This window comes from Nocardioides zeae, assembly GCF_010686755.1.
Lineage (GTDB): Bacteria > Actinomycetota > Actinomycetes > Propionibacteriales > Nocardioidaceae > Nocardioides > Nocardioides zeae.
Map to the genome: position 1 here is coordinate 1 of NZ_JAAGXA010000003.1, position 19387 is coordinate 19387.

General features: G+C 74.8%; 16 protein-coding genes and 1 tRNA gene. 10 read left to right on the forward strand and 7 right to left on the reverse strand.

Annotated elements, in window-relative coordinates; genetic code table 11:
* Positions 1-505: 505 nt before the first annotated feature.
* Positions 506-1777 (reverse strand): tyrosine--tRNA ligase, encoded by a 1272-nt coding sequence (gene tyrS, locus G3T38_RS05045; RefSeq protein ID WP_241728537.1) that lies wholly within the window; start codon positions 1775-1777, stop codon positions 506-508.
* Between the two features lie 178 nt (positions 1778-1955).
* Here tyrS and G3T38_RS05050 point away from each other — a divergent pair, with 178 nt between their 5' ends.
* The gene (locus G3T38_RS05050; RefSeq protein ID WP_338037477.1) at positions 1956-3407 is read left to right on the forward strand and encodes an MFS transporter; all 1452 of its coding nucleotides are present in this window, start codon (positions 1956-1958) and stop codon (positions 3405-3407) included.
* Positions 3408-3415: 8 nt separating this feature from the next.
* On the opposite strand, the gene G3T38_RS05055 is transcribed toward G3T38_RS05050, so the two are convergent.
* The gene (locus tag G3T38_RS05055; RefSeq protein ID WP_163771026.1) at positions 3416-3853 is read right to left on the reverse strand and encodes a MarR family transcriptional regulator; all 438 of its coding nucleotides are present in this window, start codon (positions 3851-3853) and stop codon (positions 3416-3418) included.
* A gap of 10 nt (positions 3854-3863) precedes the next feature.
* On the reverse strand, positions 3864-4874 hold the full coding sequence (locus tag G3T38_RS05060) for an ADP-ribosylglycohydrolase family protein (RefSeq protein ID WP_163771027.1): 1011 nt from the start codon (positions 4872-4874) through the stop codon (positions 3864-3866).
* A gap of 133 nt (positions 4875-5007) precedes the next feature.
* Between G3T38_RS05060 and G3T38_RS05065 the strand changes: the two genes are divergently transcribed.
* Complete coding sequence (locus tag G3T38_RS05065) at positions 5008-5886, forward strand: bile acid:sodium symporter family protein (protein ID WP_163771028.1); 879 nt, start codon at positions 5008-5010, stop codon at positions 5884-5886.
* 4 nt (positions 5887-5890) lie between these two features.
* On the opposite strand, the gene G3T38_RS05070 is transcribed toward G3T38_RS05065, so the two are convergent.
* Positions 5891-6604 carry a transporter substrate-binding domain-containing protein gene (locus G3T38_RS05070; RefSeq protein ID WP_163771029.1) on the reverse strand — a complete coding sequence of 238 codons (714 nt, stop codon included), beginning with the start codon at positions 6602-6604 and terminating at the stop codon, positions 5891-5893.
* A 130-nt stretch (positions 6605-6734) separates the two neighbouring features.
* On the opposite strand from G3T38_RS05070, the gene G3T38_RS05075 reads away from it, so the two are divergent.
* The 5 genes from G3T38_RS05075 to G3T38_RS05095 are packed head-to-tail and all read left to right on the forward strand — an operon-like array spanning position 6735 to position 11877.
* The gene (locus tag G3T38_RS05075; protein WP_206675789.1) at positions 6735-7784 is read left to right on the forward strand and encodes a glycosyltransferase; all 1050 of its coding nucleotides are present in this window, start codon (positions 6735-6737) and stop codon (positions 7782-7784) included.
* Entirely contained in the window at positions 7781-8791 is a 1011-nt protein-coding gene (locus G3T38_RS22505) for a glycosyltransferase (protein ID WP_163771031.1), read from the forward strand. Before G3T38_RS05075 ends, G3T38_RS22505 begins: the two co-directional genes overlap by 4 nt.
* Complete coding sequence (locus tag G3T38_RS05085) at positions 8788-9609, forward strand: glycosyltransferase family 2 protein (protein WP_163771032.1); 822 nt, start codon at positions 8788-8790, stop codon at positions 9607-9609. The genes G3T38_RS22505 and G3T38_RS05085 overlap by 4 nt, the downstream gene beginning before the upstream one ends.
* Entirely contained in the window at positions 9602-10609 is a 1008-nt protein-coding gene (locus G3T38_RS05090; protein WP_163771033.1) for a hypothetical protein, read from the forward strand. Before G3T38_RS05085 ends, G3T38_RS05090 begins: the two co-directional genes overlap by 8 nt.
* A complete protein-coding gene (locus G3T38_RS05095; protein WP_163771034.1) occupies positions 10606-11877 on the forward strand; it encodes a glycosyltransferase in 1272 nt (423 codons plus the stop codon). Before G3T38_RS05090 ends, G3T38_RS05095 begins: the two co-directional genes overlap by 4 nt.
* Here the strand turns inward: G3T38_RS05095 and G3T38_RS05100 are convergent.
* Entirely contained in the window at positions 11865-13019 is a 1155-nt protein-coding gene (locus G3T38_RS05100) for a glycosyltransferase family 1 protein (RefSeq protein WP_163771035.1), read from the reverse strand. The genes G3T38_RS05095 and G3T38_RS05100 overlap by 13 nt on opposite strands.
* Before the next feature lie 17 nt (positions 13020-13036).
* Between G3T38_RS05100 and G3T38_RS05105 the strand changes: the two genes are divergently transcribed.
* Positions 13037-13972, forward strand: coding sequence for a WcbI family polysaccharide biosynthesis putative acetyltransferase (locus G3T38_RS05105; protein WP_163771036.1), 936 nt, complete (start codon positions 13037-13039; stop codon positions 13970-13972).
* A gap of 75 nt (positions 13973-14047) precedes the next feature.
* Here the strand turns inward: G3T38_RS05105 and G3T38_RS05110 are convergent, their stop codons facing one another.
* A complete protein-coding gene (locus G3T38_RS05110; RefSeq protein ID WP_163771037.1) occupies positions 14048-17605 on the reverse strand; it encodes an alpha/beta hydrolase family protein in 3558 nt (1185 codons plus the stop codon).
* Between the two features lie 346 nt (positions 17606-17951).
* Here G3T38_RS05110 and G3T38_RS05115 point away from each other — a divergent pair, with 346 nt between their 5' ends.
* Positions 17952-18341: a hypothetical protein gene (locus G3T38_RS05115; RefSeq protein ID WP_163771038.1), complete on the forward strand. Its 390-nt coding sequence runs from the start codon at positions 17952-17954 to the stop codon at positions 18339-18341.
* A 65-nt stretch (positions 18342-18406) separates the two neighbouring features.
* Here the strand turns inward: G3T38_RS05115 and G3T38_RS05120 are convergent.
* Positions 18407-18481: transfer RNA gene (locus G3T38_RS05120), tRNA-Tyr, on the reverse strand.
* A gap of 167 nt (positions 18482-18648) precedes the next feature.
* Here G3T38_RS05120 and G3T38_RS05125 point away from each other — a divergent pair.
* A complete protein-coding gene (locus G3T38_RS05125; RefSeq protein ID WP_163771039.1) occupies positions 18649-19194 on the forward strand; it encodes a hypothetical protein in 546 nt (181 codons plus the stop codon).
* Positions 19195-19387: the final 193 nt, after the last annotated feature.

Genomic DNA, 19387 nt, shown 5'->3' on the forward strand with positions numbered 1-19387 from the left:
ACATCAACCCCACCCAAACAACCAAAGCTGGCCACCGAGCAGAGCCGACGAGGCAAAAACAAACAAACTAATTCGTCGACTTATATGACACACTGTTGAGTTCTCAAGAATCACACGCGCACCGCTTTGCTGAGGTTTCCCTCAGCCCCTCGGGGCTAACGAGGTGGAACATTACCGGAGAATTTCCCAGATGCAAACTCGGGCGTTTTCTCCGATTCACCGCATACTTGGTAAGCCTCTTTATCGGCTGGTTTCGCACGCGGCGAACCCGGCCTCTTCCGAGGCTTGCTCAGTAGTTGGTGGTTACCCCTGCCGGGAGCCCGGCCTCTCGGCCTTGCTCCCCGTCGCGTTCGGGGCAACGAGGAAGAACATTACGTCCGGACGACAGGACGGTCAACTCGGGGCGACGTGACGTGGGCCACCCGCTCCCCGGGCCCCTCGGTCGGGCCGGCAAATGCAGCGTGGGCCCGCCGTCTGGCGGGCCCACGCGGGCGACGTACGTCGGTCAGACCAGCTCCACGCCGGCCAGGTTCTTCTTGCCGCGCCGCAGCACGAGCCATCCCCCGTCGAGGGCGTGCTCCGGTCCGGGCACGAGGTCGGGGTCGGTGACCCGCTCGTTGTTGAGGTAGGCGCCGCCCTCCCCCACGGTGCGTCGCGCCTCCCCCTTGCTCTTCGCCAACCCGGCGGCGACGAACAGGTCGACGATCCCCCACCGGTCCTCGCCGGCCGGCGCCGTGACGGCGCCCGCCTCCCGGAGGGCGGCGGCCAGCGTCGTACCCGGGAGTGCGGTGAGGTCGCCGCCCCCGAAGAGGGCGGCGGAGGCCGCCTCGATGCGGGCGGTCTCCTCGGCTCCGTGCACGAGCGTCGTCACGTGCGCGGCCAACGCCTTCTGCCCGAGGCGCAGGTACGGCTTCTCCGCGCTCTCCGCCTCGAGGGCCTCGATCTCGTCGTGCTCGAGGAAGGTGAAGACCCGCAGGAGCTCACCGACCTTGGCGTCCTCGACGTTGAGCCAGAACTGGTAGAAGGCGTAGGGCGACAGCATCTCGGGGTCGAGCCAGAGGGCGCCGCCCTCCGACTTGCCGTACTTGGTGCCGTCGGCCTTCGTGATGAGCGGCGTCGAGAAGGCGTGGACGTGGCCGCCGTCGGCGCGGCGCACCAGGTCGACCCCGCCGGTGAGGTTGCCCCACTGGTCGGACCCGCCGAACTGCAGCGTGATGCCGTGGTCGCGGTAGAGGTTCAGGTAGTCCATGGACTGCAGCAGCACGTAGCTGAACTCCGTGAAGCTGATGCCCGACTCCAGGCGCCGCTTGACGGTCTCGCGCGCCAGCATCCGGTTCACCGGGAAGTGCTTGCCGATGTCGCGGAGGAAGTCGATCGTCGACAGCGACGCCGTCCAGTCGTGGTTGTTCACCATCGTCGCCGCGTTCGGCCCGTCGAAGTCGAGGAACCGCTCCAGCTGTGCCCGGAGCCGCTCCACCCACTCCTTCACGGTGTCGGCGCTGTTGAGCGTGCGCTCCCCCGAGTCCCGCGGGTCGCCGATGAGGCCGGTCGCGCCACCCACCAGCAGGTACGGCGTGTGCCCCGCCTCCTGGAGCCGCCGTGCGGTGAGGATCTGCACCAGGTTGCCCAGGTGCAGGCTGGGGGCGGTCGGGTCGAAGCCCACGTAGTAGCGGACGCTGCCCGTGCCCAAGTGCTCGTGGAGGGCGTCACGATCCGTGGAGTCGGCGACGAGACCGCGCCACTCCAGGTCGTCGAGGACGTTCGCGTGCGTGGACAACCGGCTGCCTCTCTCTCGCGCCCGGTCGCTGCCGGGCGGGTGGCCGTCCCTCGGCCACGGGCAAGTCTGCCCCATCGCCCACGACGGGGGGCATGACCAGCGTCGCGCGGACACGGATAGTTGCGTCTAGCAATCATGTGTAGGGTGCAACTCGCTGTCCGTCCCCCGAGGAGTGAACGTGTCCGACCCCCACCGCGCGACCGAGCGAGGTCCCCTGACCGCCGTCGTCGTGCTCTGCTTCGGCGGCCTCGCTGCCGCCCTCACGCAGACGCTGGTCATCCCCATCCAGTCCGAGCTGCCCGGGCTCCTCGACACCAGCGCCGCGAACGCCGCGTGGGTCGTCACCATCACGCTGCTCGCCGGCGCCGTCGCCATGCCGGTCTCGGGGCGGATCGCCGACCTGGTCGGCAAGCAACGCGTGCTCGTCGCCTCGGCGGCGGTGCTCGTCGTCGGGTCCCTGGTCTGCGCGCTGTCCGACTCCCTCGTCCCGGTGCTCGCCGGCCGGGCCCTGCAGGGCGTCGCGATGGGCTTCATCCCCGTCGGCATCTCCCTCATGCGGGAGATCACGCCGCCGCACCTGACGGCGACGGCCACCGCCGCCATGAGCGCCACGCTCGGCGTCGGGGGCGCCATCGGGCTGCCCCTGTCGGCCTGGATCGTGCAGACCGGGGACTGGCACACCCTCTTCTGGGTCGCGAGCGCGATCTCCGTGGTGGTCCTGGTCCTCACCTGGGTCCTGGTCCCCCACGTGCACGACGCTCGGGGCGGTCGCCTCGACGTACCGGGCGCGGTGGGCCTCGCGATCGGCCTCGTCGCCCTGCTGGTCGGCATCTCGAAGGCGACCACGTGGGGCTGGACCGACGCCCGCACGCTCGGGTCCATCGCCGCGGGCCTGCTCGTGCTCGTCGCCTGGGGTGCCTTCGAGCTGCGCCGGGACGACCCCCTCGTCGACCTCCGTACCAGCGCCCGCCTGCCGGTGCTCATGACGAACGTGGCGGCCGTCGCGATCGGCTTCGGGATGATGGCGCAGTCCATCGTCGTGCCCCAGCTGCTCCAGCTGCCCGCCTTCACGGGATACGGGCTCGGCCAGAGCATCCTGGCCGCCGGCCTGTGGATGGCGCCGGCCGGCCTGATGATGATGGTCTTCGCCCCCCTCTCGGGCCGACTGCTGGGGAGCGTCGGCGCCAAGAAGACGCTCATGGCGGGCGCGGTCGTGCTGGGCCTGGGCTACGTCGCGGCGCTCTTCCTCATGGACGCCCCGTGGCAGCTGCTCATCGCGTCGTGCATCTCGTCGGCGGGCGTCGGCATCGGCTACGCCGCCATGCCCACCCTCATCCTCGACGCCGCGCCCCCGCGGGAGGCGGCCGCCGCGGTCGGGCTCAACTCCCTCATGCGCTCGTTCGGCACGACCCTCGCCGCGGCCGTCATGGGCACGATCCTCACCAGCAGCACCACGTCGTCCGGGCCCGGCATCGAGCTCCCCACGCTGAGCGCCTTCCAGTGGTGCTTCGCGGCCGGAGCCGTGGCCGCGGCCCTGGGTGTCGCGCTGGCCGCGTTCATCCCGGCCCGGGCGGACACGGCGACGATCGAGCCCGCGCCGCCCGTCCCCGCGCCCGAGCACGCTGGCTGACCGGCGCCTCAGGCGTCGCCGTGGGCGCGGTCGAGCGCGTCGTTGAACCTCCGGAGCTCCTCCGCGAGACCGGCGGCGCGCTCGGCCCCGACCTCCTCCACGGCGGCACCCCACACCCGGGCACGGGCCGTGACGTCGTTCCGGTACGCCGCGAGCCCGGCCTCCGTCGGGCGCACGTGCCGGTTGCGCAGGTCGGCGTCGGCGCCCCGCTCGACCAGGCCCCTCTCGACCGCGGCGCTGACCTGCCGGCTCACCGTCGACCGCTCGAGCTGCAGCTCCTCCGCGAGCGCGGACAGGCTCAGCGGGCCCTGCTCGACCAGGCGCCAGAGGATGCGGAACGCCGAGTAGTCGAGCACCGCCCCGTCGTACGTCGCGGTGCGGCGCGCGGCGAGCCGCATGACCTCCGCGCCGAGGCGGCGCAGCAGCTCGTCCTCGGTGCGTCCCACCTCCGCGACCCTAGCGGGCCTCGGGCCCCGGGGCCCCGCGGCGGACCGTACGGCGCGCGAGGTCGACGAGGTGGCGGGCGTCGACGCCCGCCGTCGGGCCGTCACCGGGCCACCCGTGCAGGAGGCGGGTCCACCCGTCGGGCACGGCCCCCGCACCCCACCGACCGCCGAGGAGCGCACCGGCGATCGCGGCCACGGTGTCGGTGTCGCCCCCGATCCCGATCGCGGTGGCGAGCGCGTGCTGCAGGTGGTCGGCGGGCCGGTCGACCGGGACGGGCGTGCGCACCACGGACGACCAGGCGGCCTGCAGGGCTCCGCCGGCCCACGAGTTGCTGGTGAAGGCGCGCGGGTCCTGCGCCTCCGCGTCGTCGAGCATCGCCAGCCAGCGGTGGCGTGCGTCGACCGGGAGGTGTCGCAGCTCGCCCCGGGCGCCGTCGAGGGTGCCCTCCAGCACGGCGTGCCGCACGAGGAGGCACCACGCGGCCGCCGCCTCGCCGGCGAGCGGGTCGTGGTGGGTGAGCGCACTGACCGCGTACGCCGCCGTGACGAGCGCCGCCGGGTCGTCGAGGTGCGCGAGGGCCACGGGCGCGGTGCGCATCAGCGAGCCGTTGCCGGCCGACCGCCCGGTGCGCGCGTGGACGGCGTCGGCGGCGGCGCGCATCGTCGCCGCCGACGGGCGGCGACCTGCGGCCTCGAGCACGGCGCGCGTCTGGATGCCGACGTCGGGCGGGCCCGCGGCGTACCAGTCGGCGAAGCGCTGGGCGATCCGGTCGAGGGCCACCTCCTCCCGCAGGTCCGCCCCCGTGGCGGCGACCTCGGCGATCGCGACGGCCTGGGCGGTGTCGTCGGTCCACTCGCCGGGCGCGAAGCCACCGAGCCCGCCGCCGATCATCCGCGGCGCCTCACCGGGCGGGGGCAGGGGCGCGGAGTCGAACTCGTAGCCCGCACCGAGCGCGTCGCCCGCCGCGCTCGCGAGCAGCACGCCGGCGGCGCGGTCGATCTGGTCGGACGTCAGGTGCATCGGGTCCTCCTGGGGCGTCGGGCGGCTCGCCCACCGTAGCACTAATTGTCATGACGACATTAAAAGCGGGCGGAGACAGCCGCGTGTGACCCGTGCCACAGTGCACGCACCGCGCACCCGAGGAGGACCCCGGATGAACGACTCGCTCCTGACCATCGGCCTGCCGATCGCGCTCGCCGTGATCATGTTCGGACTCGGCCTCACCCTGACGATCGGTGACTTCCTGCGGATCGGCCGGGACCCGAAGCCGGTGGTGCTCTCCCTCGGGGCGCAGCTGCTCCTCCTGCCCGCGATCTGCTTCGGGCTGGTGCTCGCCTTCGACCTCGAGCCGTTGCTGGCGGTGGGGATGATGCTGCTGGCGGCCTCGCCGGGCGGCACCACGGCCAGCCTGTTCGCCCACCTCTTCCGCGGCGACGTCGCCCTCAACATCACCCTGACGGCCGTCAACTCGGTCATCGCCATCGTGACGCTCCCCCTGGTGGTCAACCTCGCGCTGGGCTACTTCGAGCCCGGGGGGCCCGACACGCTCGGGCTGCAGTTCGGCAAGACGATGCAGGTGTTCGCGATCGTGCTCGTGCCGGTGCTCGTCGGCATGGCGGTGCGCCACCGCGCCCCGGCGTTCGCCGACCGCGCCGACCGCCCCGTGCGCATCGCGTCGGCGGTCGTGCTGATCGCCGTCATCGTGGGCGCGCTCCTCGCCGACGAGAACGTGGGCGACTACCTGGCGCAGGTCGGCGTCGTCACGGCGCTCTTCTGCGCGACCAGCCTCGTGCTGGGCTACCTCATCCCGCGGGCGGCGGGCATCGACGCACGCCAGTCGCTCTCGTCGTGCTTCGAGGTCGGGCTGCACAACAGCACGCTGGCCATCACCATCGCCCTCAGCGTGCTGGACAACGAGACGCTGGCGGTGCCGGCCGCCGTCTACGGCGTGCTGATGTTCCCGCTCGCCGTCGTGGCCGGGACGGTGCTGCGCCGACGGGTCGCGCGGGAACCGGAGCCGGCGACGGCCTGAGCGCTCAGCCGCGAGCGTCGGGCACCGTGGCGACCTGCCCGGCCCGCTCCAGGCTCTCGGCCACGAACCCGCTCGCCTTCAGCTCGGCCACGACGGCGTCGACCTCGGCCGCGGTCGCGTCCGAGACCGCCCGCGGCAGGGCGACGGCCTGGCTGATCTGCTGGAAGGCCGGCTCGAGGACGCGGAGGCCGTGCTCCGCGGCGTACGCCTCGACGGGCTGCCGCACCCCCGCCAGCACGTCGAGGCCCTGCTCCTCGAAGACCTCGTGGGCCTCGTCGCCGCGCACGATCGTGGCGGCGGTGAGCGTGCGCGTGAGGTAGAGGTCGTAGGCCGAGCCACGGCGTACGCCGATGGTCGTGCCGGCCACGTCGACCTCGGCGCTGCTCGTGAGCGGCGCGTCGGGCCGGACCGCGTGGACGCCCTCGATCTGCACGTAGGGGACCGTGAACCGCACGCCCTCCTCGCGGGCCGGCTCGACGGCGAGGAAGCCGAGCGCGGCGCGGCCCTCGACGAGCGCCGCGTAGGCCTCGCGGGCCGCGGCGACGGGCAGCAGCTCGACCTCGACCCCGAGACGGCGCGCCACCTCGTGCGCGATGTCGACGGTGACGCCGGTGGGAGCGTCGGAGGTGCCCTGCACCAGCACCGGGTTGCCCAGGTTGAGGATGACGGGGAGCACGCCCGAGGGGGCCAGCTCGCGGGCGGCGGGGGAAGGGCTCACGGCCCTCAGCCTAGGCGGGCCACGCCAACGAGACGCCGGTCACGCGGCTGGACGGGACGCCCGCGGGTACTGCCTCTGGGACCCCCTGGCAGACGACGAGAGGACGTGGTGGCGCGACGTGAGGATCTGCGTGGTCGCATCGAGCCGGTTCCCGCTGGCGGAACCGTTCGCCGGCGGGCTCGAGGCCCACAGCCACCAGCTGGTGCTGGAGCTGCGGCGACGCGGGCACGAGGTGGTCGTGTTCGCCGCACCCGGCTCGGACACGGCGCTCGGGGCCACCGTCCTGCCCGTCCAGCCGTTCGTCGCGACCCCCGAGGCGCGGGCCGACGTGGCCGCGCCCCCGGAGCGCTGGATGGAGGAGCACCACGCCTACCTCGACCTCATGCTGAGCCTGCGTGACGCGGAGGTCGACGTCATCCACAACAACAGCCTCCACCACCTCCCGATCGCGCTCTCGCCGCTCGTCGCGGCACCCGTCGTCACGACGCTGCACACCCCGCCGCTGCCCTGGCTGGAGTCGGCGGTGCAGTTCGCGTCCTCCCGCTCCCGCTTCATCGCGGTGAGCGCCGCCATGGCCGCCGGCTGGGCGCCGACCGTCGACTCCGTCGTCGTGCCCAACGGGATCGACCCCTCGCGCTGGCGCGTCGGTCCCGGTGGGCCGCGGGCCGTCTGGGTCGGCCGGCTCGTCCCCGAGAAGGCACCCCACCTGGCGATCGCCGCCGCCCGCCGGGCCGGGATGGGCCTCGACCTGGTCGGACCGATCGGGGACCAGGCGTACGTCGCGCGGGAGGTCGCGCCGTACCTAGGCGAGCAGGTGCGACACGTCGGCCACCTCGCCCACCGCGACCTCGACGTCGTGCTCGGCCGGGCCGCGGTGGCGGTCGTGACGCCCGCCTGGGACGAGCCGTTCGGGCTCGTCGCGGTCGAGGCCATGGCCGCCGGCACCCCCGTCGCCGCCTTCGCCCGCGGCGCGCTCGCGGAGATCGTCGACACCACCTCGGGACGGCTCGCCGCCGCCGACGACGTCGACGCGCTCGCCGACGCGATGCACGCGGCGGCCCGCCTCGACCGCCGCCAGGTGCGGCGCCGCGTGGAGGAGGCGTTCTCGCTGTCGGCGATGGTGGACGCCTACGAGCGGGTGTACGCGGAGGCCGTCACCGCCCTCCCGGACGCCGCGTGAGCGCGGGGCTGCGGGTCGGCTGGTACGTCCACCACCACGGGCACGGACACCTCCACCGCGCGCTGGCGGTCGCGGGCGTGCTGGCGGCCGACGGCGTCGAGGTGACCGTGCTCGGCTCCCGCCCGGCCGAGCCGCACCCGTCGGTCGCGTCCTGGGTCGAGCTGCCGCGCGACGACGGGGGCGAGCCCCGGGCGGTCACCGCCAACGGCACCCTCCATTGGGCGCCGCGTCACCACGAGGGGCTGCGCGCGCGGATGCACGCGATCTCCGCGTGGATCGCGGCGACGCGGCCCGACGTCGTGGTCTGCGACGTCTCGCAGGAGGTCGCGCTCCTCTGCCGGCTCCACGGCGTGCCGGTCGTCGCGGTCGTGCAGCCCGGCGACCGCTCCGACGCGCCCCACCTGACCGGCCTCCGCGCCGCGGACGTGCTCGTCGCGTGCTGGCCCGCTGCCGCCGGGATGCTCGTCTCCGGGTTGCCCCCGGAGGTCGCGGCGCGTGTCGTGACCGTCGGCGGGCTCTCCCGGTTCCCCGTCGCGTCCGGCGCCGCTCCTGTCCCCCGCGGCGGGGGCGTGCTGGTGCTCGGGGGGTCGGGCGGCGACGCGTGGACGCCCGAGCAGCTCGACCTGCTGCGCCGGGACGCCGGCCGTCCGGTGCGCGAGCTCGGCGGTGCGGCGGGGTGGGATCCCGACCCGGCGACCGCGCTCGCCGCCGCCGCGGTCGTCGTCGTGCACGCGGGGCAGAACGCACTGGCCGAGGTGGCGGCCGCACGGGTCCCGGCGGTCGTCGTTCCCGCCGAGCGCCCCCACCACGAGCAGCACGCCACCGCCCGGGCCCTGGCCGCGGGCGACTGGCCCGTCCGGGTGCTCCCCACCCTCGCGCACGACGACTGGCCCGGCCTCCTCGACGAGGTCGCCGCCCTCGACGGTCGGCGCTGGAGCGCCTGGTGCGACGGCGACGCCGCCGCCCGGTTCGCCGACGTGGTGCGCACCGTCGGGAACCGACGATGACCCGCACCGCGGTGCTCACCGTCGTGCACGGCCGCTCCGACCACCTCGCCGCGCAGGAGCGGTCCCTGGCGGCGGGGACGCAGGCCCCCGACGTACGGGTGGTCGTGGCGCTCGGCGACCCCGACCTCACCGGACCCGACGTCGTGCACCTGCCCGCGGACCCCGCCGCCCTCCCGCTGGCGGCGGGGCGCAACCTGGCCGCCCGCGCGGCGCTCGAGCGGGGCGCGGACGTGCTCGTCTTCCTCGACGTGGACTGCATGGTCGGGGCGGGGACGGTCGCGGCGTACGCCGCGGCTGCGGCCGCGCACCCCGGGACCGTCTGGTCGGGCCCGGTCACCTACCTGCCCGCCGAGGCGCGGCCCTACCGGCTCGAGGACCTCCCGCGTCTCGACGCCCCGCACGCGGCCCGCCCCGCGCCGCCCCCCGGCGACCGGGTCGTCGAGGAGCGCTGGGAGCTGTTCTGGTCGCTGTCCTTCGCCCTGCACCGCGACGCGTGGGCGGCGACCGGCGGGTTCGACGAGGCGTACGCCGGCTACGGCGCCGAGGACACCGACTTCGGCCAGCGGTGCGCCCGCGCCGGGCTCGACCTGCGCTGGGACGGCTCGGCGCGGGCCTACCACCAGCACCACCCGGTGTCCCGGCCGCCGGTGGAGCACGCCGCCGACATCGTGCGCAACGGCCGGCTCTTCGCGGAGCGGTGGGGCTGGTGGCCGATGGCCGGGTGGCTGGAGCAGATGGCGGAGCTGGGCGTCGTGCGGCGCCGGGACGGCGGGCCGGACGAGGGATGGGAGCTGGTGGACGGAGATGCTCGTGGGTGACCTGCCGGTGACGCTGGCGCTGGGCGACGAGGCGCACGGGGTCACCCGCTTCGCGCTGGAGGTGGCCCGTTGGACGGGAGCACCGGTGGCGCGGCGGTCCGTCGACCTCCGGCCCGGCAGCCGGGTGCACCTCCACGTGACCGATCGCGTGCTGGGCCGCTCCCCCGAGGCCGCCGTCCTCGCGGTGCGGGAGCTCGGGGCGGGCCACGACCTGACGGTGACGCTCCACGACGTGCCGCAACCCACGGACGGGGACGCGTTCCTGCGCCGGGTGGAGTGCTACCGCGCCGTGCTCGGCGCGGCCACGGGCTGGGTGGTCAGCTCCCACCACGAGCGGGCGCTCGTCGCGCGCTGGTGCCACCCGCGCACGTCGGGGCACGTGGTGCCGCTGCCGGTGGTGCCGCTCTCCGGGGTTCCGCTCTCCGGGGTGCCGCTGGACGGTGCGGCGGGCGGCCCGCTGTCGGTGGGCGTCTTCGGCTTCGTCTACCCGGGCAAGGGCCACGCCGAGGCGCTCGCCGCGATCGCGGCGCTCCCCCGTGCCACGGCGTCCGGACCGGTCGAGCTGCGCGTGCTCGGCGCCGCCGCGGCCGGGCACGCGGCCGACCTGGAGGCGCTGGTACGGCGCGGGCAGGCCCTCGGCGTACCCGTCCGCGTGACGGGCCGCGTGCCCGAGCACGCGGTGGCGGGCGCGCTGCGGGACGTCACCGTGCCGGTGGTCGCGCACCGGAACGTGTCGGCCTCGGGTAGCCAGAACTCCTGGATCGCCGCCGGACGCCGGCCGCTCGTGCGGGACGGGGTCTACGCGCGCGAGATGGCGGCGCTGCGCCCCGGGACGACGTCGCTGTTCACCGACGCGGGGCTCGCGGGTGCCGTCGCGGGGGCGCTGGCCGACCCGTCGTCGACCTGGCTGTCCGCCGGGACGTCGGTCGGACCGGGGCCGGCGGAGGTGGCTGCGGCGTACCGCGGCTGGTGGCGCCGGCTCGCGGAGGAGGCCGCGTGAGCCGGCCGCCCTGGGGCACGACCGTCCCGGGCAACCGGTGGGACCTGGTGGCGGCCCCGGCTCCTCGGCGGACGGTCAGCGTCGTGGTGCCCCACTTCGAGCAGCCCGAGCAGCTGGCGCGGACGCTGCGGGCGCTGGACGCCCAGACGGTGCGGCCCGACGAGGTGCTGGTCGCGGACGACGGCTCGGCCGTGCCGCCCGTCGTGCCGCCCGGCGTGCGGCTCCTGCGCCAGGAGGACCGGGGCTTCCGCGCGGCGGCCGCACGGAACCTGGCGGCCGCGGCCGCCGGCGGCGACCTGCTCGTCTTCATCGACGCGGACACCACCCCGGAACCGGCCTTCCTCGAGCGGCTCACCCGTCTGCCGGCGCACCTCCCCGAGCTGGTCGCCGTGGGCCGTCGCCGCCACGCGCGGCTGGCCGGCCTGCCCGCCGACGCGCACCTCCCGCCGCCCCGGGAGCGGCACCTGGACGAGCCGGCGTGGCTCGCGGACGCCCACGCCGGCAGCCGTGACCTGCTCGACGCCGACGCGACGAGCTTCCGGTTCGTGATCTCGGCGGTGCTCGCCTGCTCGCGGTGGTGGTTCGAGGAGCTGGGCGGCTTCGACGCCACGTTCGTCGGCTACGGCGGGGAGGACTGGGAGCTGGCGCACCGCTCCTGGCTCGCCGGGGGTCTCGTGGCGCACGTGCGCGACGCGGTGGCCTGGCACGACGGGCCCGACGCCGGTGCCGCCCCGCGCACGGCCGACGCCGGCACGGCGGAGGCGACCGGGGTCGCCGACCGCGTGGGCGTGCCGGGCGTGGCCTGGCGGGGGCTGCTCCGCGGACCGGCGGACGTCGTGGTCGACGTGCCCGCCGCCCTTTCCCCCGCCGCGCTGCTCGTCGCCGTCGACGCCCTGCTGGCGGCGCTGCCCCGCGCACGCGTGGTGCTCGACGACGCGCAGCACCGGGTGGTCGGACCCGACCCGCGGGTGCTCGCGAGCGCCGAGGCCGCCGACCTGCTCGCCACGGCACGGCTCCACGTCCGGCTCCACGCGGGCGTGGTGGGCGACGCCGCGGCGTACGAGGCCCTGCTGGGTGCCGTCGACGGCTCGTCGGCGACGTGGGTGGTGAACGACGGCATCGCCGAGGTGCGGGACCTGCGCCTGCACCGGCGCGCCGCGCGGTGGGACCGTCCGGACCTGGTCGGTCGGGGGCACGTCGAGGTGGCGGGACTGCGACGGCTGCCGGACGGTGCCCGGCTCGACGCGCACCTGGGTCAGTGGCGGTGAGCGCGCTCCGTGGTCCGCACCGTGGCCCGCTCCGTGGCGCCGTGGATCGCCCGCGCGTAGACCTCGTCGTGCGCGGCTGCGACGTCCTGGCGCTGCCGCCGCCGCTCCTCGACCGTGACCGGTGGACGCGGACCCCGGTCGCGGACCGTCCGCAGCGCGGCGACGAGGGAGTCGACGTCGACGGAGCCGTCGGCGGCGGTGCGGTAGACGTCGACGGGGCCTTGGTCGGCGTAGTGGCCGAGGTCGGGGGCGAGCACGTCGGTGCCGAGGTCGCGGCACATCTCGAGCCAGCCGGAGTGCGTGCCGAAGCGGTAGGGCAGCACGGACACGTCGAGGTCGACGAGCTGCGCGTGGAGGGCCGTGTCGTCGAGGTAGTCGTGGACGTGCACGGCGACGCCGGGCACGCCCCCCGCCCGGTCGAGGAGCGCGAGCACGGCCGGGTCGTGCCGCGGGTGGTCGGCGTCGAGCACCTCGCGGTGGACGGCGACCTCCAGCGTCGTGCCCGGCACCGCGGGCACGGCCGCGAGCAGGCCCTCGAGCACGGGGACCGCCGCGACGTTGGGGCGCAGGCTCTTGAGGCTGACGCCCACGCGGACGGGCTCCCCGGCACCCCGAGGGCGCCGGCGGGCCTGCCAGGCGGGCATCTCCTCGAGCGGTACGACGTGGGGGTGCGGCACGACGACCGGCGTGCGGCCCCAGCGGCGCGCGACCTCGGCGGCGGCGCCCGGGGTGAGGGTGACGAGCCCGTCCGCGGCCGGGACGAGCACGTCGAGCTGCGCGAGGTGGGCCGTGCGGTCGGTCAGGTGCGGGTTGTGCAGGTCGTGGACCGTGAGCACGAGCGCGCGGCCGGCGTGCCGCAGCGACGTCACCAGCTCCTCGAGCTGGGCCGGGGTGCGGCCCTCGAACCCGAAGTGGACGTGCAGGACGTCGGCCGTGACCCGCACGGTGCGGGCCGCGTCGAGCAGCACCGGCGGCCACCAGTGGCCCGTCGGCACACCGTGCTCGTCCACACCGGGCGGGTCGTCGAGGCGCACCGGCCCGGGCCGGTCGAGGGGAGCGAGATGACGGACGTAGGCGTGGTCGGCGGGCACGGAGGCGACGACCACCGCGCGGTCGGGGTCGGGCGTCGGCTCGGGCGTCACGCTCCCAGGTGTACCCGATGAGCCGCAGCGAGGCCGAGCAGCGGCACTACGCCGCGTTCCACGAGCTCGCGGTGCGGGTGGACGACGCGCCCACCGACGGCCCCGAGCCCACCGACCCGGCGCTCCCCCAGCTCGTCGTGATGGGCAACTGCCAGGCGGAGTCGCTGCGTCTCCTGCTCCGCGGGACGGACGTGCGCACCGTCCGCATCCCCCCGGCCCACGAGCTCACCGCCGACGACGTGCCGCGGTTGCAGCGCCTGCTCGCCCGGACCGACCTCTTCGTGAGCCAGCCGATCGGGGACGGCTACCGCGGCCTGCCGATCGGCACCGACCAGCTGGCAGAGCACCTGCCCGCCGACGCGCGTACGGCGCTGGTGACCCCGATCCGCTACCACGGCCTCCACCCGTGGCACGTCGTGGCGCACCCGCCCGGCCTCGAGGACCCCGACCCGCCGGTCGCGGCCTACCACGACCTGCGGGTGCTGACGGGCCGCCGGGGACCGCGGGCCGCGCCCCCGCCGGGCGCCGTGGAGGAGGTCGGTCGGCGCTCGGTCGCGGAGCTGGAGCGGCGCGAGGCCCTCCACTCGTCCGTGATCGTCTCGGACCTGTTCGCGACCCCGCGGCGGGACATGATGCGGACGGTCAACCACCCGGGGAACAGCGTCCTCGAGCCGGTCGCCGCACGGCTGCGGGAGGCCCTCGGCCTCGACCCCGCGCCGCCCGGGCTCCGGCGACCCGTGCTCGACGCGGTGCACGCGCCCGTGGAGGCCCCGGTCGTGGCGGCGTGGGGGCTCGACGGCGACCCGGAGCCCGACTGGCGGGTGCGGGGCGAACGGGTCCCCGCGGCGTACGTCGCGGTCGAGCACGCGGCGTTCTACCGGCGCCGTCCGGCCGTCGCCACGCTGCTGCGGCGGAGGTTCGCCGAGCTGATCGAGGTGCTGGGGCTGGGGTGAGGCACGACGCGGACCGGCCCCCGTCCCCTGCCGCCTGGCAGGGAACGGGGGCCGGTCGTCACCGGGCGCCGGACGTCAGCGGACGGTGAAGGTGCGGACCTGGGTCGCGCCGAGGGACAGGGCGTCGCCGCCGTAGGAGATCTCGGCCCGGTAGGAACCCCGCGGCAGGGCCGGGAGGTTCACCCGGACCGTGCCGTTGCTCAGGCGCTGCACGCCCGACCACCAGACACCGCGACCGGCGGAGGTGTAGAGACGCACCACCATCGGGCCCGCGGGTCGTGCGACCTGGCCGGCCCCGTCACCGACGAACGCCGCGCCGACGAGGAAGCTGCTGCCCCGCGTCGGGGTCGGCAGCGTCGGCAGCGAGTTGCCGAGCGACACGGTGCCCTTGGAGACCGTCACGACCACGCCGCCCTGGGCGGGCATCGTCGTGTCGCTGCCCGCGTAGCGGAGCCCGACCCGGTAGGTGCCCGGCTTCCAGCTGGCGGGCAGGCGCAGGGTGGCCGTCCCGTCGACGATCTCGCCGGTGGCCACGACGCCGCCGTTGGCGGTGCCCCAGCGGGCCTCGACGACGCCGGTGGGTGCGGCCGCGCCCTCGCCGGTGGCGACGTCCACCGCAACGACGGCGGACCGGGCGTACCGACCCGCGGCCGTCGCCGGCGACGTCAGCGTCGTCGCGTCACGGACGGAGGTCGTGCCCGTCGTGGTGCGGGTGGTGCCCGCACCGGTCGCGGTCAGGACGATGGCGCCCCGGGCCACGTCCGCCGGCACGGCCAGCGCGACCGTGGCGGTGCCGTCGCCGTCGGCGACCGCGGTCACCGGGGCGAGCCCCGCGCCGCTCACCGTGACCGACTCGCCGGCACGGAAGCCGGGGGCCGTCACCGTGAGGGGCGCTCCGGGCACGGCGTCGGCCGCGACCTGGAGGGTGCCGCCGCGCAGGTCGGCGAGCTCGTCGCACGGGTCGCCGCTGACGCCCACGGGCGGCAGCTCGGTGGCGACCGAGCCGTTCTGCGCCGGCACGACGCCGTCGTCCTCGCGGATGGTGGCGAAGACGATGGCGTCCGCGCCCATGACACCGCCCGCGGTGTTGATGACCGACGCCTTGACCGACGTGGAGGCCGAGGTGCTGGGGGTCCGGTCACCGTTGACCGAGGCGGTCACGACCCGGCAGGTCTCGCCCGGGGCGAACACGACGCGCTCCATGGCGGCTCCCGCGCGGGAGGTCGTCGAGCCGAGGAGCGAGACGTAGCCGACCACCGGCGCGTCGGCGGCCGCGTCGAGGTAGACCGCGATGTCGGTCGTGCCGGGCGCGCTCCCCTCCTCCGTGGCCGGGGCGAAGACGCTGACGGTCGGCAGGTCCTCGACGGCCAGGTCCCCGACGGCCGGCGACTCGAACGCCAGGTCGGAGAGGTAGGCGCCGCCGGCAGCGGTGCCGTCCTCGCCGGCCACGCCGGTGAGGCTGATCTCGCGGAGGTCCGTGGTGTCGAGACCGGCCTCGGCGACCACGTCGAGCGGCAGGACGAGCTGCTGGAGCACGATCTTGCCGAGCGTCGTGGCGCTCGTGGGCGTGGCGGACGCCGGGAGCCGGCGCAGCGCCTGCGGGTTGAGCGCGGACACCGGCTGGCTCCACTGCTGGCCCTGGCCGTCGACGAGGCCGAGCGTCAGGTCGGTCGCACCGACCACCGCCTCGTCCGCGGCCAGCTTCAGCGAGAGGCGCTCGTACGACGAGGCGTCGCGCTGGGCGGCCGGCAGGGTCACCCGGACCCCGGCGCCGGGCGCGGTCCACGCGAGGCGCGTCATCGGGCTGGCGGGCACGTTCGTGCCGTTGGAGGCCGGCGTCCAGTGGGGCACCTGGGCCGAGGCGGAGAGGGTGGCGCAGGCCGGGAGGGTCTGCGTCACCGTGCGACCCGCCAGGGAGGCACACACGGTCGCCGTCGCACCGGAGGTCGTGCGGATGAGCGAGCTCGTCCGCTCGAACGAGGCGATCGTCGAGCGCGCCGAGCTCGGCGCGGTGGCCTGGGTGCGGACGTCCTCGTCGCCGAGGGCGGCCGGGACGGCACCCGAGCCGTCGAACATCGGGAGGAACTGCTCCTCGCCGCCGAGGGTCAGGCGGAACCAGGCCGTCATGTAGGAGGTGCCCTGGTCGTACTGCTCCTGCGCCGTCATGCGGATGGACGTCGCGGCGGTGCTCGGCGCGGTGCCGCAGATCGGCTCCGTCGCGCGGGCGCTGGCGGGGTTGGTGCCGCTCCAGTCGTCGCTGACGCTGTAGCGGTACACGCCGGGGGTCCACACCGTGTTGTAGAAGTTGTGGTTCGCGCCCATCACCCAGGTGCCGGCGCGCAGTGCGTCGTCGCCGAAGGCGTAGCGGCTGTCGTCGAGCATGTGCTGGCCCTGCTGGTTGCTGACGTCACCGTCGCAGTAGGGCAGCAGCACGTTCATGGCCAGGCCGGGCACCGTCATCCGGCCGAAGTCCACCGGAGCGAGGGGCAGCACGGAGGTGAAGCCGAAGGGCGTCTCGCGGGCCCCGTTGAGGACGGCGGCGGACGTGACGCCCTCGCCGCCGCGGGAGTGGCCCATGAGGCCGACGTTGGTGAGGTCGAAGCGGCCGGCCAGGTCGGCGGCCGTCATCGGGTCGAGCCCGTCGTAGCCGTCGACGAAGCCCTCGGCCCGCTGCGCGACCGCGGCCTCGCCGAGCTCGAAGGCCTCGTCGAGCGAGACGTCGGCGCCGGTGGCGGCGTCGCGGTAGGAGACCGGGGCGCCCGCCGAGGCGTCCTGCAGCATGTCGAGGGTGTCGAGCACGAGCTGGCCGCGCGCCCGGGCGCCCTGGTCGGCCGCCAGCTGGTTGTCGTTGGCGTTGATCGCGTTGGCGGAGATCGAGACCACCGCGTAGCCGTGGCTCGCGAGCGCGCGGGCCGTGCCGTCGTACCCGAGGTAGCTCGGGATGGAGAGCTGGGTGGCTGAGCAGGGCCACCGCGCGGGGTTCGCGTCACCGGTGCCGTAGCAGTAGCTGTGCCGGCCGTGCAGGAGCAGGACCGTGGGTCGGGCGCCGCCGCCCTCGGGCAGGTAGACCTTGCCCTCCAGCTCGCCGCGGATGCCGCCGATGCCGGCGAGGTCGATGGCCTGGTCGCCGAACTTGTAGACCGCCTCGTCCCACTCCTGGTCGCCGAGCGCGGCCGGGTCGTCGGCGAGGGCGGCGAGCGCCTCCGCCTCCTCGGCCGGTACGTCGAGGGCCTCGGGCGTGCCGGACGGAGCGCCGGCCGGGTCCGTCGCCGACCAGCCCGCCTCGGCGGTGCGTGCCCGCAGCACCGACGCGTCGGTCGTGAAGACGTTGAGGCTGCGACCGTCGGCGGACTCCGTGGCCACGCCGAGCGACTCGCCGTCGACCACGATGGTGGGGGCGTCGGACACGATCGGCAGGGGCTCGTCGAGCTCGACCGTCACCTCGTAGCCGCCGGCCACGGGCTCGACGGTCCAGTCGTCGCCGCCGGGTGCGGCGGACGCGGGGGCGAGCCCCGCGACGGCCGGGAGCGCCGCGGCGCCGAGGGCCAGGGCGACGAGGAAGCGGGAGCCGGCTCGGGCGCGGCCCGTCGGGGAACCTCCCGACGGCCGCAGGACAGCACGTGAAGAAGACAAGGCAGACCTCTCGTGGGGGTGGTGGAGATCCGCTGCACGGCCCGAGCCTGTGAGGGACCTGAGGAACCTAAGAGCGCCTTATTTCGCAGGCGTTTCCGGAGTGCGTCAGTCCGGAACTGTGTCCGGGGCCACCTGGGGGGCCACTCGCGGGGGCCGGGCGGACGGTGCGCATGGACGGTGCGCATGGACGGTGCGTGTCCGGGTACCGACCGAGCGCGGCCCCCCGAGTCACCCCCGTCTCGGGGGCGCCGCGTCCAACCGGGTCGGCCCCTGACGCATGAGCACGGTGCGCGCGGGGCAGGGACCTGCGGCGTACCCACCGACCACGACGAAACGGGGACACCCCATGCACCGCACCGCCGCCGCGCTCCTGCTCTCGCTCACCGCCGCCGTCACCCTGACGGCCTGCGGCGGTGACGACGAGGACGGATCTGGCACCACGACGGACCAGCAGGGCAAGGGGAACGGGGGGAACACCGCGTTCTGCGACGCCGTCGAGGCGGACAACGCGTCCGCTGCCGTCGCCTACAACCCGGTGCTGCCCGGCCAGAACGTCGACGTCGACGGCATCCTCGACTTCCTCAAGACCGCCGGTGCGCCCGACGGTCTCGAGGCGGAGCAGGAGACCTGGGTGGCCTACCTGGAGGACAAGGACCCGGAGGAGTTCGCCCCCGAGCCCGACGACGTCGCCGCGGCACGCGAGGCGCTCTTCGACGCGCAGATGGAGTGTCGCTGAGCGGCACCACGGAGCCCGACGCAGAACGGCCCCGGTCCGCTGGACCGAGGCCGTTCTGTTGCGTGTGGCGGGTGAAGGATTCGAACCTTCGAAGGCTACGCCGACGGATTTACCGTCCTCCGGACTCAAGCCTCTGACCTGGGCAAACAAGCGCCTCGCCGTGCACCAGTACACGAATAGGACACGCGGTCCCAATCGGTGAGGTGTGCTGCCCGGGCCGCTGAGGCTTGCGTCAGGCATCGGGGACACGCGGGAGTTGTACTGGCGTCGGATCCCCGCTGTCAGTGGCGATGTCTACGTTGCGCGCATGACGTCGGAACTCTGGGCCTCGCTAACAGGCGCGGCGATCGGCGCGTTTGCGGCTATCGGGGCGATGGTTGTTCAATCCGTGCTCCAACGCCGGGACGCCGATCGCCGCGACGAGCAGAGAGCCATCGAGGAGGTGTTGGTGAGATCAAGCGCCGTCGTCCTACGCTCCCACGAAGTCGCGGTGATCTCCCCGGCGATCGCTTCGATCGACGGGCTGTTCGCGCGACTCATCGGCGTCATGGCTCCGGTCGACTACCGACACCTTCTCGAGCCAGTTCACGCAGAGACAATCGAACTTGAACGGGCCGTTGCTCGCGTCCGCCTCTCGAGCGATCATGCAACGGTCGCACGCGCGGAGGCCGTCGTCGAGGCGGGCATGGAGGTGCTGAAAGCCTTCGGCGCTCCCAACTCCAGCAGGCTCCGTCGCGTCCTGCACCTGCTTTTCCGGGGTCAGAGGCCCGTGAATCAAGCCGATGTTGCGTCGGCGACAGAGGCTCTTGCCCGGCGACGCGGCGAGTTTGTTAAGCACGTGCGCAATCGCTAGCACCGCTTCCTGTGGCAGTGCCGCGCCCGCAACGCGTAGATCTTCACCTCGATCCGGCCCGTATCGGCGTCCTCGGTTGCTCCACCTACATTGGCCGGCTGGACATCCGACACGCGGACCACCACTCCGGCGTGGACGGTTAGCGCAGGAGCCGGTCTCCATCTCGGGCGGCATCCGCCCGGGTGCGTGCGGG

Bases quoted from the DNA above. Each gene is read 5' to 3' on its own strand.
- G3T38_RS05125 (WP_163771039.1), top strand. From the start codon at position 18,649: ATGACGTCGGAACTCTGGGCCTCGCTAACAGGCGCGGCGATCGGCGCG.
- G3T38_RS05065 (WP_163771028.1), top strand. From the start codon at position 5,008: ATGAACGACTCGCTCCTGACCATCGGCCTGCCGATCGCGCTCGCCGTG.
- G3T38_RS05105 (WP_163771036.1), top strand. From the start codon at position 13,037: ATGAGCCGCAGCGAGGCCGAGCAGCGGCACTACGCCGCGTTCCACGAG.
- G3T38_RS05060 (WP_163771027.1), bottom strand. From the start codon at position 4,874: ATGCACCTGACGTCCGACCAGATCGACCGCGCCGCCGGCGTGCTGCTC.
- G3T38_RS05115 (WP_163771038.1), top strand. From the start codon at position 17,952: ATGCACCGCACCGCCGCCGCGCTCCTGCTCTCGCTCACCGCCGCCGTC.
- G3T38_RS05085 (WP_163771032.1), top strand. From the start codon at position 8,788: ATGACCCGCACCGCGGTGCTCACCGTCGTGCACGGCCGCTCCGACCAC.